Origin of the sequence: Streptococcus sp. 400_SSPC (assembly GCF_001072745.1) — a bacterium.
GTDB classification, from domain to species: Bacteria; Bacillota; Bacilli; order Lactobacillales; family Streptococcaceae; genus Streptococcus; species Streptococcus xiaochunlingii.
Genome location: NZ_JVIQ01000024.1, coordinates 1 through 17060 on the forward strand (window position 1 = coordinate 1; position 17060 = coordinate 17060).

Below are 17060 nucleotides of genomic sequence, written 5' to 3' on the forward strand. Positions count from 1 at the left end.
TTATTATACCATGATTCAACGACCGTTTCCATCATATCGTTGTACGTTCTCAATCGTTTAAAAAACGCGTATTTTGCCAGAATATCGTTTTCGTCATTTCTCGATAAAACAAAAAAGACGTATTCATTTTCGTATTCATTGCCCGCATAATTGAGAGAACGAGCCCGAGGGCTTTTTTTTGTTGTACAGTTTTGTTGACGTCAACAAAACTGCCTTTTTTCTGTTATAACGGAAATTATTGAAATTGTCTATTATAACAGCAAACAAAAAAAGCCCTCCCAATTTGGGAGGGTGTGTGTCTTATATATTATAGATTATAGAGTCTCTGGCCAAGGGTCGTCTGTAATGTACGATATCAACGACATCAGTAGGTACTGGATCAGTAAACTGGAATCTTACCGGTTTGACCTTGCGTAGCTTGCGCACGTTCTTCGATAGCCTTGACTACGGACGCACTGGCTTCTTCAATCGCTTTAGACACTTCTGCGCTATCTCGTGACTGGCTGTCCAAGAATCGTGTGAAATCGCCATCGTCAAGGGTTAAATGTTTAGCCCCGTTAGATTTCAATTCATCCACCGTACCCATACTACCAATGCCGAACACTCTACCGTTAACAACTCCGACATATCCTTGCTTTCCGCTTTTGCTTCGTACTACAAAATTCATATCTTCTTCCTCTTCTTTCTTGTTTAATTCAGTTCCAATGATTACTATATTCTTATCCAATCCACCACTTAAGCCCGTACTGGTGAATTGCCACCAACGGGTATGTGCCATATCTGGATATACGCCCCAGTATGGTTCAGGTCTGACTTCGTAATCTGGGTATGCTGCAATCCATAGGCTATTTGGATATCTAGCAGTAATCTGCTCCACATAGATGTTAGCCAATGTATAAGGCTTATAGCTGTAGTAGATTGGTTCGAACCCGTTCGACTTACAAACATCCATAAATGCTAATACTGCATTGGTATTCGCTTGTTTATCACCACTAGCGCCATCCTCGTAGTCACACACTAGGTAGCGTGGACGTGATGGTAGATTACTGATGAAATAGTTAGCTTCAGTTTGTGCTGTCGCTACATCGCCACCGAAGCGGGCGAAGTGGTAATAACCAATGCAATTACTAGTGTTGGTTTGTTTGGTTGCTACTGGACTAACCCAACCAACGCCCTCGGTTACTTTAATAATGGTATTGTTAGTTCCCGATGCTTGACAGATACCAGTCAAGTCTGCTGACTGGTAAGCTGATACATCAAGGAAGTAATCGCCTTTAGCAAGTCCACCCGATTCACTTTCAGAATCATCAAACGGCAACTCAAACCAACCAACCATGCGTTGACTTGGCCCATTCCAGTCGATATAGCTGAAATTTCCTGCGCTATCTAGATTTCTACGAACCTTGCGAACCCATCCGCCATTATAGAGAGCATCTGCGTTACCATCAATATTCTGCTCGATGGTTGTGACCGTTCCGTCTGCGTGTTCTGCCACCACGAACCCGATATGCCCAAACTGATGGTTTGGAGAGCAATCAGAGACGAATACAGACCCTACTGGTGGATTGTTAGAACCGTTAAAGTATGTCACTCTAAGTCCTAATGCAGAAGCTCTGTCAAGCCCGTTTATGGCGTTTAAGTAACTAAAATTGAGATTATACAATCCTTGATATTGCAGAATGTTGTCAATTAAAGCAACACATTGCCCACCATAAGGGTTTGTTGGAACGGTAACACGTTGATTAACTACGTTATCTAGCGTATCTAATAATTGTCTTTGAGTAGTCAAAAGACCGCCTCCTTTTTGTTAATCTTGGTTAGGTTCTTCATAGCCTAATGCTCGGTTGCTATCGCCCAAACCAGCGGTTGTAGGGTCATTAACGACCCCGACAAGCACAAAGAATGCAAACAATACATTGACAAATACCAAGATTTTATCAATGGTTTGTCCGAATTCCAGTTTGATACCAAAGATGTCAGCGAATGCTTGAAAGAGCAATGCAAGGGCTGGCACAAGTGCAAGCCAAAAGTTTTTATTTTTAAGACGTACTGTCCAGTTAATTTTGTTCATGTTAGTTCCTCACTTCTAAAACTTCATATTTTTTATAAAGGCTATCAATGTAGCCGTTGCCACCGAGTTTCTTGTAACTTGCGTGCATTTTGTGAATGATGTCTGACTCATGTACTGTTGTATATCCACGGTTAATTGCTACAGTCATATCACGCTCTAAGCGTAGATACATAGTAACTAGATGTGCTTCATCGTGTACAGCCAGTTTCTCATTCACTTCGTCGATTTTTCTATTATTATCCTTGCCCAGTTCTTGGACTGTTTCAACAGAGTTCTGGATGTTGCTTAATTCATCTTTTAACTTGTTAAAGCGTTCTTTGCTTAGGTCAGATGACTTACTGGCTTTCATCCCAAACCAGCCAGTAGCAATCACACCAATAGTAGGGGCAAGGTGTGCAATCCAATCAGAAAATGTCACTCAATCACCCCATTCCTATGTGAGCGGTTGAGTTTCCAAATCTGTGTTCTCTTTAGGCTTCGTCCACTTCCATACTGCCAATTTACCGTTTTGCTCAAGGCTTGCGAGTTGGTCAAGGGTTTCGCCATTATACGTAAAGTCACTGTTGACTTGTACCATCACACGGTTACCCTCACCGTATAGAGCATTGTGCGTAGCATCTTCAATCGCAAAGATTTCTTGCGATTTGTAAGTCTTGCCAGATTGTCCAAGATCAACTAATTCCAAACCACGCTTGTAGATTGTTGGATCTAGCGGGTGGTCAACATCAGTAACTCGTGCCAATACTGCCCAATCTGCTACTGCCTTAACTTCTGCAATTTTGGTATCTTTTTCAGCAAGTTTTTGCTCATAGCTTTCTGCTTGTGTATGCAAGTCTTCTTGCAATTTCTTGACCCCGTCTGCTGGGTTAAATTCGGTGGCAATCTGGCCAAGGACAGCTTGGATCAGCACTTCGTCTGATTCGCTTGTACGGTCACCAAACAAAGTACGGTCAAAGGCCGTATAAGGTGCATCTTGTCGAATTGCGACAAAAGTTTTGTTTGCTTCTTGCAAATATTTATTTACTACTTTAAACATATGTTAGTCTTCCTTTTCTAATTTCTCTGCGATTTCGTCAAATATCTCTTTAAGAGCTTCATCTGCTTCTAGCACATTGTTAACCCGTGCTAGTTGTGCTTCTGCTTGCTCAAGCTGGGCTTGTGCTTCTGCTAGCTTCTCTTGAGTTTCTTCGTAGAAAATCTTATAGTTCGCTTGCTCGATCGATTTATCGGCTAGTTGTAAAGCCAATTCATTTATGATTTTGTCTGCTGTATTCATTGATACTCCTTGTTACATATATGTCCGATAATATCCAGGAGCTCCCAGATTGTGGCGCTTAAAATGATCTTCAATTCCTTTAAAATTCTTGTCTATCACATTAAATAAGTCAACCAAAGATTTATCTCTAATATAGATGTCTAGGAGGCCATTAATTTCTCTCCTCCCAACATCTATTGAGACACCTCTTAAATTCTCTTGACCGCTCAACAAAAAATCCATTGATTGCCCGTAAAATGTAATAGCCGAAGCTATTTTCCCATTACTTCTGCCGTTCCAAATTTGGATACCTGCAGAAGTACTGTCCATTTTTTGTACACCGTTACGATTGCTTAACAGAGCCGTGTAAGAGCCGTCGACGTCACCAATTCGACCTTTTCCAAAAGTCAAATATTGCAATGGTCTGCCAGGGAATCTATTTCTAATACCAATGTTTTGGCCGTTTGCTTCAATCCATCCGGTTTGAAGATCAAATTCAGTAACACCATTGAGTGATGATAACTTCCCACCCTTGATAATGTTAGCGGTCAACCCCTCGGTTGCGACATTTTTAGAAGTAACATTGATAAGGTTAGCCTTACTTGCGTCGATTTCGTCAATGTGTGCCGTGCCTATCTGGGCCTTACCGATCATGGACTTTTTAATAACCCCGTCCTTGATGTAGGTTTTCTCGCCCACGGAAAGCAAGCCCTCATTAATTCTTATTGAGCCGTCCGGGTTTAGATTCAACTGTCCCAGCACGTCGCCCGCGCTGTTTAAATTGCGTACTGACCAACTATCACTTAATAGCGTCATTTGTGTCCGTACCGCCTCGATAGGCTCTGCGCTGTCTTCTGGTGCTGGTTGCCATTTACGGTCATTCGTACCTTCATAAAAATCAAGCTCGGTCATAAATAGACCACCCCACTTGTTTGGGTTGTTGCGGTCATACTCAAATTGAAGGTAACCGTCATCGAATTCACCGATATTAAATTTAAAGGATTTTTTAACGGTTTTTTCATTATTAAAAACTGGTCCGTTTGTCCATTTAGGGCTTCCGTCAAACACAAGTTGTTTATCTTCAAAATCTGCTGTCGATCCTTTTTTTCGTTTACAGAAATAGATCTTAAAATATTTTGAGTTGTTGTCAAACCCTAAAATATTCAAAATGTAATCTACATTTCGTTTGACAATAAAACGTGGACTTTTAACGACCGCACCAGGCCTCAACTCAAACATTCGTTTTTGGCCGTTAAAATAAAAGCCGTGAGATGTAAAGCCTAGTCTATTATTAGATTCCGTCCAATATTTCAGCCCATCATCTGCCCTCGAATTTCGGAGCATATTCGGGCCACCTTGTGTTGAGTATTTTCCAACTTCCGTTTGAAAGATCTCGCTACTCATAACAAGCCGTGATAGCTTATCGGGTGCGTCGGCTTCGGACTTGCCGATGATACGCTCGTATAGCTTGTTCGACTCTGTGAGTTTTTGAAATTCTATCGTTTGAGTTGCGATTTTTTGATTCAAGCCAGCTAAGACTGGATTGATATCTTTCTGCTCGACGAAATCGTTTTTGATATTCTGCAAGACTTTGTTATAGACAACCCCAGAATCCGTCTGGTTGAGCGTTTCCGTGATTTTCTGTGTCAAGTCTTGACTAGCTAAAATCTGCTGCTTGATCTGGTCTGATAGTTTGGTCGTGTCCGGCAATGTTCCGGCTTTTTTGAGAGCCTCTTCTGCTCGCTTGTTAGCTTCTACGATAGCCTTATCGGTTGTTGCCTTCGAATCGGCAAACATTTTTTCGAGCTTGGAACTGTCGAATTTTAAATGCTTGAGCTCCCACTCCGAACCGTTCCAAAAATACAGCTCTGTCTCTTCCCCGACGGTTAGATATAACAGATCTCCACGATGAAGCGCGCCCTGTGGTTGATCCCGAGGTTTCTCCGCTCCGTAGTAGATAGTATTTTTCCCGTCAGCGCTGACAAGGGCTCTCGTGGCAATAGCAAGGGCGCTTTCCGCGTATTCCTTGCTTTGGCCCACGCTTCGCATGATCGAGCCTTCGGACGAGATAGCCTTCTGTACGGTCCCAATATCGTTACATGTTACCTTGTGAGATAATAGCCGGCCCGTCACGTCATAGCTGCTCTCGTATGACACGATACGGATTTTTTCACGGAATCCGATTGTCTCATTGATGGCCATGATATAGTCACCAGCTCGAGGCTGTGTGTACTTGTAACCGGCGCGAGTTAAGTCTTCCATCTCGAGTTGCACCGAAATAGAGTACGAATTGTCAACGTCATGCTTTAGACGTTCAAGTAACTTCCCGGTCTCTTTGTAACGCTCGTCGCTGATCGGTTCACCTTCAATACGGCCATAGATCCGAGCAAGTGGGCTTTCGTATTCCGCTTCATACCGTCCCGCGTTGTGGTTGTTTTCATCCTTCCACGCCCCGAAGCCCTTCTTATACGTGATGAACCCACCGATATTTTTTTCGAGTGTAAGCTCGTTCATGTTGAAGTTTTTTCGGACCACGGTCGAAAGATCCGTCCCAACCTTCTTCACGATTCGGACGACTTTCCCAGTCACCGAGAATTCAAGCCCCGCTGCCTTGATAACGTCTTTAAACATTTTCAATCGGCTCGTGTTCCCGAAATTATCCTTCCGGATGGCGTTCGCTTGAGCCTCGATCTGGTATCGATACCCACTCCCCCGAAAGATCGCCTCGATATAGACTTCAAAGCGATTCGATCCGTTTAAGACTTGGTAGCAATTGGAATGATCGAAGTCATAGAAGAATTGATGGACCGCGTCAAATGATACGGACAAGCTCCGGCCTTCGTCTTTAGGCTTCGCATAGATGACTTTGTACGTTTCACCGTCCCAGTCGAACGACCAGCCACGGTCAATCTTCGACAATACTTTGTCATTTGAGAGAATGGTCCCGGACACGGAACGCTCGCCGTTCACCGCATTTTTAGTGGTAAACTCGACTTGCGCACCGTACCCGTTCCCTTTTTCGTCGTAAAAAGTAAGCAATGATTCCCCTCCTTCCTACTTGTATAATTCTTTGAACCCCAGGATCTTGATTGACCCTCTAAAATTTGTAAACCAAGAAATTTTTTTATTAAATTTCGGGCGAATCACGAAATATTCAAAATTAGTCCGATTGTTGACGTTGGTTTCTCTATTTCCATCAACTAGCACCGTTTCAATCCCACGCAAAAGTAGCTTCTGCCCGGATCGGATCGGCGTTTCAGCATGTCGATAAGTAAACCGACGCCCGTCAATCTCCACGAAAAAATCGATATTATCAGCCGTCGCGGTCAGCTCAACGACAAATGGTACTTCGAGTTGACTCAATTGAGCCGTCCCCGCATAATCAAACGTATTCGTTGATAGTGCGAGGTCCTTTGGCACGGTCTCACCAAAAGGGAGCTCCACCGTCACGAACGAGAACGAAATATTATATTTCAATCCCGCGGACGACTTGCCGATGAATTCATAATTGATCCGTTCGCTTCCCGCTACTTTGTATCGATAGCGCCATGGCTGGTGCGGAATATTTGCGATCTCAAGCTCTCCCGTGGTTTGGCCCGCTGTCTCGAATTCGTACAATTCGTCACGTTGCGGGTACATTTTCGTAATATAAAAGCTGTCTTCGCCCAGAATATAGCGAGTCAGCTCGTCCTTTTTATCAAAAAAGGCTTCCATCGTTGGGACGGAAAGCCTCGCTCTTACTTCAATCACCTTTTCGGTGTATGTTAGGCCGTCGAAGATCCGGCCGTTGCGTCCTTTGACGGTACGCGTTGAAATATCCACGGTCGGGGACGAATCATCGACCGCGATATTATATAGACCAAGCTCGGATAAATTTCGAGCCTGGCCGTCTTTTTCAATCAATAAGTCCATGTTTCACCCCTTACGAGAAATATTCATCTAACGCCTTTTTGCGGGCGTCTTTTTCTTTTACCGTGGTATAGATCTTGTCTCCGACAATCTCGTTGTGTACCTCGAATTTCTGATCTGCGAGTTGTGAGTTCTTCACTTCGTCGCTCAAGTCTTCGAGGGATGAACGAACGCCCGAGCTTGTCACGCTCGCGCTTGTCGTCATCGTGCTATTAGTCTGATAGTCTTGTTCCGTGATTGCTTGGGCATACTGACGAGCCATATCGTTTATATCCGATACCCAGTCACGCATACCAATGTACAGACCTTCTCCCGTAAATCCACCGATTTTCTTCATCACTCGTGATGGTGAGTGGATATCGAGCGCAGAACGCATGATGTTAGCGATATTTGAAGCAATGCTGTGAGCAAGACTATAGAGTGATCCAGCCATAGAAGCAAGACCGTTGAAAAGTCCGACTCCTGCGTTGAAACCGACCGCTGAAAGCGATCCTCCCAATTGACTAAAGATCGATACTATATTCGATCCGGCCGATTGTGCGAGGCTCACGGCTTGTTTTAGTCCGGAGCTCATAGCTGACACGACCGCGCTCATTCCTTGTTTAGCAGCGTTCATCACGCTCTTGAATGATTGCGTAAACATATCTACTAGTTGTTTGCCGGCTTGTGTCGTTGCTTGCGAAATCTTCGTAAGCCCAGCTTGTACTGCTTGAGCCGTCGCATTCATTGAGTTAGTGACGGCCGTCTTCATTTGGTTGTAATTGTTGGTTACTGCTTGCGACAATTGCGCGCTTGATTGTTGCGCTTGTTGCGATACTTTGGCAAAGTCAGCTTGTGCATTGTTCGCCATCGTATTTGTAGCCGTCGTCGCGCCCGCTTGCATTTGTTGGAAGTTGCTCACAACTCCCGAGTTCGCAAGTTGAGCGTTCGTGTTCGCTGCGGTATTCACGCCAGCCGTGCTCGCGTTCGCATTGTTCATCAACTGATTCAGCTCGTTACTTGCACTAGCATTTAAGTTGCTTACGTTACTCACGACGCCTGTGTTCATTTGGCCCGTTTGAGCTACCGCGTTCGCGTTCATTTGGTTAAATGACGTATCGGTATTCATTGCGAGCGTCTGCATATTCATTGTGCCGTCCGCATTCATCATACCGAAATTCGTTGACACGCCTTGCTGCATAGTCGTTGTGGTTGTCATCGTGCTATTCGCAAGGTTCATCATGTTATTCGATACGTCCGCGGTCATCGTATTCGTTGACGTGCTGACGTTCGCTTGCATTTGTTGGTAATTCGTGCTGACGTTAGTATTTGCGGTCGTCGCGTCCGAGCTTACTTTCGCGGTTGTTTCAGAACTCTTGTTCGAAATATGATCCGCTGTTGCTCCAATCGTTGCTTCAACCTTCGCTCCACCTTCTTCGGACTTACCGGAAATCCAATCCCAGATCCCACCGAAGAAGTTACCCACTGCGTCCGCAACGCCTTTCAGAGCATTCGGAATGAAGTTAAGCAATGCACCACCGAACCCCTTGATAATATCCCATGCGGCGCCAATGATATTAGGAATACCAGTAATCAGCGACGTCGCAAGTTGTACGATCAATTGTAAGCCGGCCATTGCGAGCTGTGGCAAGGCTTGGGCGAGCCCCATGATAAGTTGACCAATAATTTGCATACCAGACTGGGCGATCTTCGGCAAGGCGTTGATAAGCCCTTGGACGAGTGCCACGATCAACTGAATACCACCTTGTAAGATCGTCGGCAAGTTTGAAAGGATCGTCTGAATGAATCCGACAATAACTTGTGTCGCAATTTGGATGATCGTTGGCAAGGCTTGGATGATCCCTTGAACGACATTCATCAAGATTTGAATCCCTTGTTCAAGGATGGAAGGGAAGTTTGCTTGTAAGTTTGTGATGAAGTTCGTCGCGATCTGTTGAACTGTCGCGAGCAATTGTGGCATATTTTGTAAAATACCATTCGTCACGTTGACAAGTAATTCCATCCCGATTGAGAGCAATCGAGGTAAGGCTTGAAGCAATGTATCAACAAATGATCCGATGACGGTTATCGCTGACGAGATCAGCGAGCCCGCATTTTGGCCTACGCCTTGGACAAGGCTTGAAATAAGCTGAATTCCCGCGTCAACGATGACTGGGAACATTGTCGCGAAGGCTTGCGCTAGTTTAGCGACTAGATCAGCACCCGAAGCGATAAGGCTTGGTAATTGACTAGTAATACCACTTACGAGCTCTTGAATGATCTGTGGCCCTTTGGTCGTTACTGTTTGAAGTAACTGATCAATCTGTTTCCCAAATTGTTGGTTAATCAGACCAAGGCCAGCGAGGACTAGACCCAAGATAGCGGCCGGACCGATTGACGCGAGGGCAATTCCCATCACGGAAGCTATCCCACTAGTCATCACGCTCAAAATAGACATGCCTTGAGCCGTTGCACCACCAAGAACGCTCGGGATACCGGCAATCTTGCCCGTGAAGCTAGAAATGAAGCCTCCGGCCGTCTTCATAGCGCCCGAAGTAGCTGACCCAAATGCAATAGTTTTACTTGCGACCGTGCCCATTACACCCGTTAGCGAAGCTAGGCCACGGACTGCCGGACCAAACGCAAGAGCACCAACGACTCCTAAAATAGCCGGTTTCAACTTAATCATTGTGCTTTCAAACTTATTTGCTTGATCGTCAGTCATTTTTGCGCCGTTCAAAAACTGATTGAGGGCTGGATTCAATGAGTTTAAAGCGTCGAGAAATTTTTGAAAACCTTGAGAATTATTGATTCTATCAACTAATTTGTCAAGCCACTTAACGAAAGTTGTTAGAACAGGCAAGACAGCCGTTCCGAGTGTTTTTTGAAAAGTTTCAAAAGACCCTCGAAGAACCTCAACTGCCCCTTTTAAATTATTCATTTTTTCGGCGGCCACTTCTGCGACTGTCACTTTATCGATGGCTGCTTGCATATTGTTTGCGCCATCTGCTCCCTCGTTCATGGCAATTGTTGCAGCACGAACCGCATCCGTACCGAACATTGTTTTGAGGGCCATTTGTTTTTCAGCGTCCGACAATCCCCCGAGTTTATCTTTCAAAACTTGAGAAATCTCGGCGAATGACTTGATCTTACCTTCAGCCGTGAAGAACTGGTTCGAACCGTCTTCTGTGATGATTCCCAACTCTCTCATGAGATTCATTTGTTTCTCTGTTTGGGGTTGGAGATTCATCAACATTGTTTTGAGAGACGTTCCGGCGTCCGATCCCTTGAGTCCGTTTTGAGCGAAGACTGCGAGGGCGTTCGTGGTATCGCGGAACGATAGACCAAGACCCGAAGCGACCGGAGCGACCATGGAAAGCCCATATTTCAATTCGTGAACATCTGTCGCTGACGCGTTAGCAGCTCCCGCGAGTTGGTTTGCTGCTTGTGTAGCCGTCATGCCGTCCCGACGAAAAGCGTTCAATGCCGTTGACGTAATTTCAGCAGCTTCTTTCAAGTCAAGCTCGCCCGCTGTTGCGAGGTTGAGTGACGCCGTAAGACCACCATTGAGGATATCTTCTGTCGATACCCCAGCTTTCGCAAGTTCACCAATTGCGTCAGCCGCCTCACTAGCGCTAAATGCTGTATCAGCTCCGGCCTTTGTTGCCGCTTTATCAAATTGAGCCATCGTTTCAGCACTTGCCCCAGTAACGGCCTTAATGTTGCTCATTTTAGCTTCAAATTCGGCCGCTGTCGCAATTGTGCTCTTGATGAATCGTTTACCAAGATCAAAGAGCTTATATGCAGCAGCCACCCCGAGGACTTGTTTCAGCAAGTTCGTTGACGCGCTTGCTGCTCTGTCTGTGTGGCTCACGATACCCGTCAACGCTCCGACTGCCTTTTGTCCGGCCGTCTGGAAGGCGTTCCCGAGCTTCCCGCTTACGTTACTAGCAAGATTGTTGACGGATGATAATACCCGCCCACCGAATGAATTTCGCACTCGATCCGCGAAGCTGTTCGCTTTGCTTGTCAAGTTAGAGAACATACTCGACCATGACGAATTGATTGGGTTGAGCACTCTTTGGCCAAGTGCACTCGTGATATTCCCAGCCGTTGACTGGATCCGAGCTTCGAGTCGTGCCATAGAGTTACCAATCGCACCGAAGGCCGTCTTATACGAACCAGACATATTGTTTGCCGAATTAGTAAAGACCGAACCAATACTGTGGACTTTGGAACTAATTCGACCGGCCATAGAGTCGACGCTGTTGGCCATCTCCGCAAACACACTCTTTGGAGACTTGATAGCTTTCGAAATATCGAAGCTAAACGCTTTTTTGAACCCTGAATTAATCTTTGAACCGAAAGACGAGATATCGCCTTTCATTACACTAATTACGCTCTTTACTTCGTTAGATAACCGAACGAAGCCCTTTCGAATCGGGTCGGGCAATTTTGCACCGATGTTCGAAGCGATACGATGAAGTTCACCAATTGCGATCTTAACGCCACCGGTTAGGCCTTGAGCAATTTTCGAGCCCGATGATTGATTGCTTTTTGCGAGTCGATTCATAAGCTCACCGACTTCGCGGATCATCTGATTTGCGCTCTTTGACGCTGATTGCGCTGCTGTTTCGAACGCTTTCTTCGTTGCACTTACGACTTCGGCCATCGCCTTGTCGTATTCTGTCAGATCCGCACCAATTAGGGCCTCGATTGATCCATCGAATGCCATCGCTCCACCTCCTTTTATATTATTTTCTGTTTTGGAAATGCTCGTTCAATCTTTCGATTTTCGCGATCAAGTCCTTTCTGTTTTCGATTTGTTTTTCTTTCTGTGGATCGAATAAGCGTTTGATCTTGTCCCGATCCTTTTTCTTGCTCAACTTGCTGATCTCTGCTTTCTTCGCGTTCAATGTATAGCGAAGATTGAAGGCAAGCTCGACAAGATTTTCTCGCTCTTCAATAGCTCGATAATAAAGCCCTTCGCGTATCGCGTCGAGCTCTCTTTTCGTGCATGAATAGATTATCCTTGTGTCAGTCAATCCTAAGCGAGCGCATTCAATTAGGACAACGCGTTCTTCATCCTTCCAATTTGTGCTTCCGTTTGCTCGATCTGGAATTGAGCTGTCGCTTGGTCTTCCGCTGTCTCGGACTTCGCTTTCAAGTATTTCAAGGCCAGTTCGAGCTTCTCGATATACTTCAAAACTTTTTCGTTGAAAAAACCAGAATCCACCATCTCTTCTTCGATAGCTTTGAAAATCGGCTCGGTATTTGTAGCGTCCATTTCTTCTAACTTGAGAGCGATCGCGCTCAATGCTTCCTCGTCTGATACGGCTTTCGCTTTCTTCGAAGCGCATAGCTTGATAAGATCCACTAGAGCAGAATCGTTACGCTCGACAACACGAAGGAATAGAGCGCCCACGCCGTCCTCGTTTGGTTTGCCGTTATCGTCGCGAGTTGAAAGCTCTTTGTTGACTTTAAACATAAGCATATAATCAAATTTGATCTCGATTGTACGGCTTCCGACTGTAAATTCCATTGTTAAACTCCTTTTAGTTAAAAAAATAAAAGCAAAAGGGCGTTCGAAGCCCCTTTGCTTGAAAAATTAGCGTGTGATATTGTTGTAATCGCCAGTTGTTTCGCCTGGATTTTGGTATTCATAAACGTCGTTCAGCATTGCGATTTCGTCCGCTGACAATGGGAACTTACCATCACGCAAACGTCCAACGATCCCCACGGTATAGTTAAGCTCAACGAATCCGTCGATCGCGTCGTCGAATTCGACGTCATCTGTGATCTTACCATATCCAAATTGTGCTGGATAAGTGTCCTTACCAGTTGAAGTGTCTTTTACTGACTCGTCAACGATGACACGCCAGATCTTCAATGACTCACCAGTTTTTTGTGCGTCAAGAACGACTTGAACTGATGGATCTTTTGGTGCGAAATATTGAGACAACTCGATTGAGTGTTCATCAGTTGCTTTCTCGAGCAAACGCCCTTGTTGTGTTTGCTCGTCGATGTATTCCCCACCCATGGTCGTCGAACCGTCTTTGCGGTAAGCCGGAAGCATTGCTCCCGTGCCTTTTTCAGCGTGGATTGACTGAATAAAGTAAAATACTTTCTTACCTACGACCGGCTTTGCGATCGTAATTTTAATTTTTGCTTTGTCTTCTGCTTCACCCATTTATAAGTGCTCCTTTAAAATATTATTTCTGTTACGTTAATAACGATATGATAGACCTCCCGGCCTATTGTGTCATCTTTCAAGACAGTTGACGCCATCCGATTATTCCGACCGATTCGTCTGATCGCTTCTGATCGCACTCTCTCGACTCCTCCGCGACTTTCGTCGTCGGGAAGGAAGATATCTATCTGGACGCTTAAATCCTCGATTATAAGCCCCGTCTGGACCGTTTTCGAGGTGTCCGAGCTCGTTTGCCCGATCACCAAGAACGGCTCGAGTACGTCGGAATCTGGAAGGTTAAAATAGATCGGAATATTCAAGGGCTTCAATTTCTCACGCAATTCCGCGAGTGTCTTGATCGAAGGTGCTTCAAATTCCATGGATCACCTCCTAAACATTTTACGAAGATTTTTAAAAAGAACTTCGCTTTCTTCTTTGACGGCCGGACCGAGGAAGGGTTGGGCTTTCATCTTACGCGTTCCAAGCTCGACATAGACCGAATAACCGGCCGGGGACGTTACCTTATACCGTAACATACCCACCCGAGCTACAAAGATCCCGTTTCGCATGAATCCGGTATCGACTGCCGCTTTTATTTTGGCTTTTCGCTCGACGCGCAAGGCCGATCTGTGCAATTCAGCACTTACGGCCCGTCTTGCTTGTTTTGGCTTGCTCTGGACGCGTCGGATGAACTTGTCGAGCCCCTTTACTTTATAAGAAAAACTCATAAGTAAATCACCGTGCTATTATGATGATATCGTTTGCCCTTGATCTTCATTTTCTTGCCCTTGTAAATGACTTCGGAAAAGTCACGATGGACACCTTGTAAGTGGAGTTTGAACGCGTCAAAGTCATACTTGCCAAAGAGACCCATCATTTCATAGTTAGACATAGCATTGCGCATACAAGGGACGGGGAAGCTCTTTTTCTTCTCCACCTTGTCCAATAGCTCGTCCGTTGGGCGTTTCTCAAAAATCAAGGTTACGCGGTCATTATAGATCATACACGCGCCCCCTTAAATGAATCTAGCGATCCCACGGGCGCGGTGCTTGACCGCGAGGCCTTCCAGAACGGCCTTGTTATCATCTGTTAGATAGCCATCCTCCCAAGTGAAGCTCCGGCCTTCTTCGCTGTCAGCAGTTGCGCCTTCCGAGTTTAGGCGGTTGAATCGACTGACAGCCACGTCTCGGAGGATGTATGCCACCGTCTCGGGCAATTCCTCGAGTGGCGATTCAGAAAAGCGGTTGACGTAAGCGATCATACGCTCGAAGCTATCCCGTACAATAAGAGTCAATAAATCGTCTTGCTCTTGGTCGCTCTTTGGAATTCCCTTTAATAAGCGAATCTCTTCCGTTGCTCTTTCTAGCTCAATAGCTGCCATCGTTCACCTCCTAAATTAAGCTGCGACTGCTGCTGGTTTTTCGATTGTTGTTTCGACAACGCCTTCTGGAATTTCAGCAAAGAGAACGTTTGCTCCGAAGAATACAGACTCGAAAGTCAAATTCTTCAATGCACGATCGCGAGCTACTGCGATAAGACCTGTCTCGTCTGTGAAGTCCGCAAACAATCCGCCAAGATCTCCGCTTGCCACGTTCAAGTTTGCAAAGACGAGATTTTCAATCGCTGTCGTGTAGATCTTCCCTTCTGGTACACCGTTCATCACGATAACGTTTTGCATACCCAAGAAATTTTTGAGAAGAGTCATACCGAAAACGTTAGAAGCGTCAGCACCTACGCCAGCGTCCCCAAGGTATGCAGCAGCGTCAACCGGATTCACGAAAGTAACGATTGGAGAGCCTTCGAATTCGTTGAAGGTTGCGATTTTTGCCCATGCTTGAGCGAGCGCACCTTGCAAGCCTTTGCCCTTGTTTTTAGTTGGATCCGCTTTTAGGAAAGTGAAGAATTGCTCTTTGATTCCGTTTTGGATCTCGCGCATAAGACGAGTATCTGCTTCTGTGATCGCTACTGACGCACCATGACGCGCGATTGCTTCTGCTGATACGGAACGGCGTTTTTTGAACCAAGCTACCTCGTATGCTTGCGCTTTTGCGCGAACCATTTGAGAAAGCGGAATATCTTCACCTTCTGCTGGGTTGGTTGCGTTCACGTCTGCGGTCCATTTATAAGTTTGGATCTTGAGATCACTTGTCAATTCTTGACGACGAGTGACTCCAAGAAGAGTCAAAAGATCATTGATGTTTTTTGAAAATTTGTTGACAAAATCAATGGACTTAATTTCGCCCAGATTCGCCATAGTTGTTAGTTTTTCTTCAGCCATATTCTAGCCCTTTCTGAATAATTGAATATTTTCAGCGATCGCACGTTGACGGTCTTCGTCATTTTCAATCGCCATGATATCCTCTTTCGTGAGCCCGTTGATAGCCCCACGGCGAGGCGTGCTTTGCACTAAGCGTTCATTGACGCGTTTTTCAACTTCCTTGTCAAAAACATTTCGCAAGTCCGAGATCTTAGCTTTGACTTCTTCGGCTGTTGGAGCGAGGACGTGCCCGAGGAATTCTTGCGGAAGGCCTTCTTCCACTAGCAACGCCATTGTTGCCATTTTCATTTCTCGTTCTGCGATTGCTCGCTCACGCTCTTCGATCGCTTGGATTCGTTTCGCTTCCTCTTCTTTGGCGCGTTCGTCCTTGGTTAGCTTCGCGAGGCGTTCACCTTCACTCTTTGCAAGCTCGAGGGCTTCTGCTTGTTCAGACTCCCAAGTTGCGCGAGCCTTTGCGATCTCCGCTGCGACTGCCTTCCCAAATTCTGCCCGTGTGAAGGTACGCTCTGACTTCTCTTGCTTGGTCTCGACTTGTTCTTCTTGAGCGACGTCTTTCTCAATATTTTCGGTCTCGACGGTTGCTTGTGTATTTTCTGACATAATTTTCCTCCGATGGTTACGCCATCACTCGATATTCTCGTTTTACGTCCGGCGACGAAACAATGCAGCTTTTAACGTCCTCCGCAAAGTCTGGACAACAAAAAAAGCGGTCTATTCCCGCTTGTCAAGATACCGGATCACCTCCTAGATACTATCTAAAACATTTAGATACTCAATTTCTTCGTATGTTTCTGTAAAAATGGCTGGTTTGCACGGATAAAATTCGCCTTGTACACCCTTGATAATGTAATCACCTTCAGTCGCAACCATCACTCCTTCAAGTGTTTCTATTTTTAAAATTGGATTATCTAAATCAGCATAATCAATCCGGACTGGATCTAATCCTAATTCTGACAATTTTAAAATTGATTCTTCAGTATCTACGAACTGAACCGCCTCAATTACAACAGGTTTCTTTCTGTATTTCATTTTCTTACTCCTTCTTAAGCATAAAAAAAGCACCTAGATTGAACTAAGCGCTAAGTTACGTTTTTCTTGTGTGTTTCTTTATCGCTGTGATGATTCCGTCGATCAGTCCGGCAATGATGGACCACCCCACCAAGACCAAGACAGCAAAACAGATCAACCCAGCGGTAAATGAAACAAGATCCCAAATACTAATCATCATTCTCCTTTCTTATTTTGAGCATAAAAAAAGCGCCTAGATTATTATCTAAGCGCAAGATAGGCGGGACCGCCGGATGTCGCCCGCATTTCTCGACCCACTAGCTAAGTGGCGCGTTGGAGGCGGATACTTTTCAACCTCTATCTTTACCTT

The 17060-nt window shown here is 45.3% G+C and carries 18 protein-coding genes; all 18 read right to left on the reverse strand.

Translation table 11 applies throughout. The features are described 5' to 3' along the window. Positions 1-379: 379 nt before the first annotated feature. A complete protein-coding gene (locus tag ADH49_RS09575; RefSeq protein WP_065426963.1) occupies positions 380-1789 on the reverse strand; it encodes a GH25 family lysozyme in 1410 nt (469 codons plus the stop codon). 18 nt (positions 1790-1807) lie between these two features. Continuing rightward, positions 1808-2071, reverse strand: coding sequence for a phage holin (locus ADH49_RS04265; RefSeq protein ID WP_048690068.1), 264 nt, complete (start codon positions 2069-2071; stop codon positions 1808-1810). Between the two features lies 1 nt (position 2072). After that, positions 2073-2489, reverse strand: a complete 417-nt coding sequence (locus tag ADH49_RS04270) for a hypothetical protein (protein WP_048690071.1) — start codon at positions 2487-2489, stop codon at positions 2073-2075. Positions 2490-2504: 15 nt separating this feature from the next. Continuing rightward, complete coding sequence (locus ADH49_RS04275) at positions 2505-3107, reverse strand: hypothetical protein (RefSeq protein WP_048690074.1); 603 nt, start codon at positions 3105-3107, stop codon at positions 2505-2507. A gap of 3 nt (positions 3108-3110) precedes the next feature. Further along, the gene (locus ADH49_RS04280) at positions 3111-3347 is read right to left on the reverse strand and encodes a hypothetical protein (protein WP_048690077.1); all 237 of its coding nucleotides are present in this window, start codon (positions 3345-3347) and stop codon (positions 3111-3113) included. Positions 3348-3359: 12 nt separating this feature from the next. Then, positions 3360-6365 (reverse strand): phage tail protein, encoded by a 3006-nt coding sequence (locus ADH49_RS09580; RefSeq protein WP_065426964.1) that lies wholly within the window; start codon positions 6363-6365, stop codon positions 3360-3362. A 15-nt stretch (positions 6366-6380) separates the two neighbouring features. Then, on the reverse strand, positions 6381-7238 hold the full coding sequence (locus ADH49_RS04290) for a phage tail family protein (RefSeq protein WP_048690080.1): 858 nt from the start codon (positions 7236-7238) through the stop codon (positions 6381-6383). A gap of 10 nt (positions 7239-7248) precedes the next feature. Further along, positions 7249-11949, reverse strand: a complete 4701-nt coding sequence (locus tag ADH49_RS04295) for a phage tail tape measure protein (RefSeq protein ID WP_048690083.1) — start codon at positions 11947-11949, stop codon at positions 7249-7251. Positions 11950-12279: 330 nt separating this feature from the next. Then, positions 12280-12756 (reverse strand): tail assembly chaperone, encoded by a 477-nt coding sequence (locus tag ADH49_RS04305; protein WP_048690089.1) that lies wholly within the window; start codon positions 12754-12756, stop codon positions 12280-12282. A gap of 66 nt (positions 12757-12822) precedes the next feature. Next, complete coding sequence (locus ADH49_RS04310; RefSeq protein ID WP_048690093.1) at positions 12823-13404, reverse strand: phage major tail protein, TP901-1 family; 582 nt, start codon at positions 13402-13404, stop codon at positions 12823-12825. Between the two features lie 14 nt (positions 13405-13418). Beyond that, positions 13419-13784 (reverse strand): hypothetical protein, encoded by a 366-nt coding sequence (locus tag ADH49_RS04315; protein ID WP_048690096.1) that lies wholly within the window; start codon positions 13782-13784, stop codon positions 13419-13421. 3 nt (positions 13785-13787) lie between these two features. Beyond that, positions 13788-14132, reverse strand: coding sequence for an HK97-gp10 family putative phage morphogenesis protein (locus tag ADH49_RS04320; protein WP_048690099.1), 345 nt, complete (start codon positions 14130-14132; stop codon positions 13788-13790). Then, on the reverse strand, positions 14129-14407 hold the full coding sequence (locus ADH49_RS04325; RefSeq protein WP_048690102.1) for a hypothetical protein: 279 nt from the start codon (positions 14405-14407) through the stop codon (positions 14129-14131). Before ADH49_RS04325 ends, ADH49_RS04320 begins: the two co-directional genes overlap by 4 nt. 12 nt (positions 14408-14419) lie before the next feature. Beyond that, positions 14420-14785, reverse strand: a complete 366-nt coding sequence (locus ADH49_RS04330) for a phage head-tail connector protein (protein ID WP_048690106.1) — start codon at positions 14783-14785, stop codon at positions 14420-14422. A gap of 15 nt (positions 14786-14800) precedes the next feature. Continuing rightward, positions 14801-15682, reverse strand: a complete 882-nt coding sequence (locus tag ADH49_RS04335; protein WP_048690109.1) for a hypothetical protein — start codon at positions 15680-15682, stop codon at positions 14801-14803. A 3-nt stretch (positions 15683-15685) separates the two neighbouring features. After that, entirely contained in the window at positions 15686-16282 is a 597-nt protein-coding gene (locus tag ADH49_RS04340; RefSeq protein ID WP_048690116.1) for a DUF4355 domain-containing protein, read from the reverse strand. A gap of 144 nt (positions 16283-16426) precedes the next feature. Beyond that, positions 16427-16711 carry a hypothetical protein gene (locus tag ADH49_RS04345; RefSeq protein ID WP_048690119.1) on the reverse strand — a complete coding sequence of 95 codons (285 nt, stop codon included), beginning with the start codon at positions 16709-16711 and terminating at the stop codon, positions 16427-16429. Positions 16712-16766: 55 nt separating this feature from the next. Further along, positions 16767-16910 (reverse strand): hypothetical protein, encoded by a 144-nt coding sequence (locus tag ADH49_RS10200; RefSeq protein ID WP_160312887.1) that lies wholly within the window; start codon positions 16908-16910, stop codon positions 16767-16769. Positions 16911-17060 lie beyond the last annotated feature (150 nt).

Coding starts and splice junctions, on each gene's coding strand:
- ADH49_RS04335 (WP_048690109.1), bottom strand. CDS start 15,682: ATGGCTGAAGAAAAACTAACAACTATGGCGAATCTGGGCGAAATTAAG.
- ADH49_RS04320 (WP_048690099.1), bottom strand. CDS start 14,132: ATGAGTTTTTCTTATAAAGTAAAGGGGCTCGACAAGTTCATCCGACGC.
- ADH49_RS04275 (WP_048690074.1), bottom strand. CDS start 3,107: ATGTTTAAAGTAGTAAATAAATATTTGCAAGAAGCAAACAAAACTTTT.
- ADH49_RS04295 (WP_048690083.1), bottom strand. CDS start 11,949: ATGGCATTCGATGGATCAATCGAGGCCCTAATTGGTGCGGATCTGACA.
- ADH49_RS10200 (WP_160312887.1), bottom strand. CDS start 16,910: ATGATGATTAGTATTTGGGATCTTGTTTCATTTACCGCTGGGTTGATC.
- ADH49_RS04330 (WP_048690106.1), bottom strand. CDS start 14,785: ATGGCAGCTATTGAGCTAGAAAGAGCAACGGAAGAGATTCGCTTATTA.
- ADH49_RS04290 (WP_048690080.1), bottom strand. CDS start 7,238: ATGGACTTATTGATTGAAAAAGACGGCCAGGCTCGAAATTTATCCGAG.
- ADH49_RS04340 (WP_048690116.1), bottom strand. CDS start 16,282: ATGTCAGAAAATACACAAGCAACCGTCGAGACCGAAAATATTGAGAAA.
- ADH49_RS04310 (WP_048690093.1), bottom strand. CDS start 13,404: ATGGGTGAAGCAGAAGACAAAGCAAAAATTAAAATTACGATCGCAAAG.
- ADH49_RS04345 (WP_048690119.1), bottom strand. CDS start 16,711: ATGAAATACAGAAAGAAACCTGTTGTAATTGAGGCGGTTCAGTTCGTA.
- ADH49_RS04325 (WP_048690102.1), bottom strand. CDS start 14,407: ATGATCTATAATGACCGCGTAACCTTGATTTTTGAGAAACGCCCAACG.
- ADH49_RS04315 (WP_048690096.1), bottom strand. CDS start 13,784: ATGGAATTTGAAGCACCTTCGATCAAGACACTCGCGGAATTGCGTGAG.
- ADH49_RS04280 (WP_048690077.1), bottom strand. CDS start 3,347: ATGAATACAGCAGACAAAATCATAAATGAATTGGCTTTACAACTAGCC.
- ADH49_RS04305 (WP_048690089.1), bottom strand. CDS start 12,756: ATGGAATTTACAGTCGGAAGCCGTACAATCGAGATCAAATTTGATTAT.
- ADH49_RS04265 (WP_048690068.1), bottom strand. CDS start 2,071: ATGAACAAAATTAACTGGACAGTACGTCTTAAAAATAAAAACTTTTGG.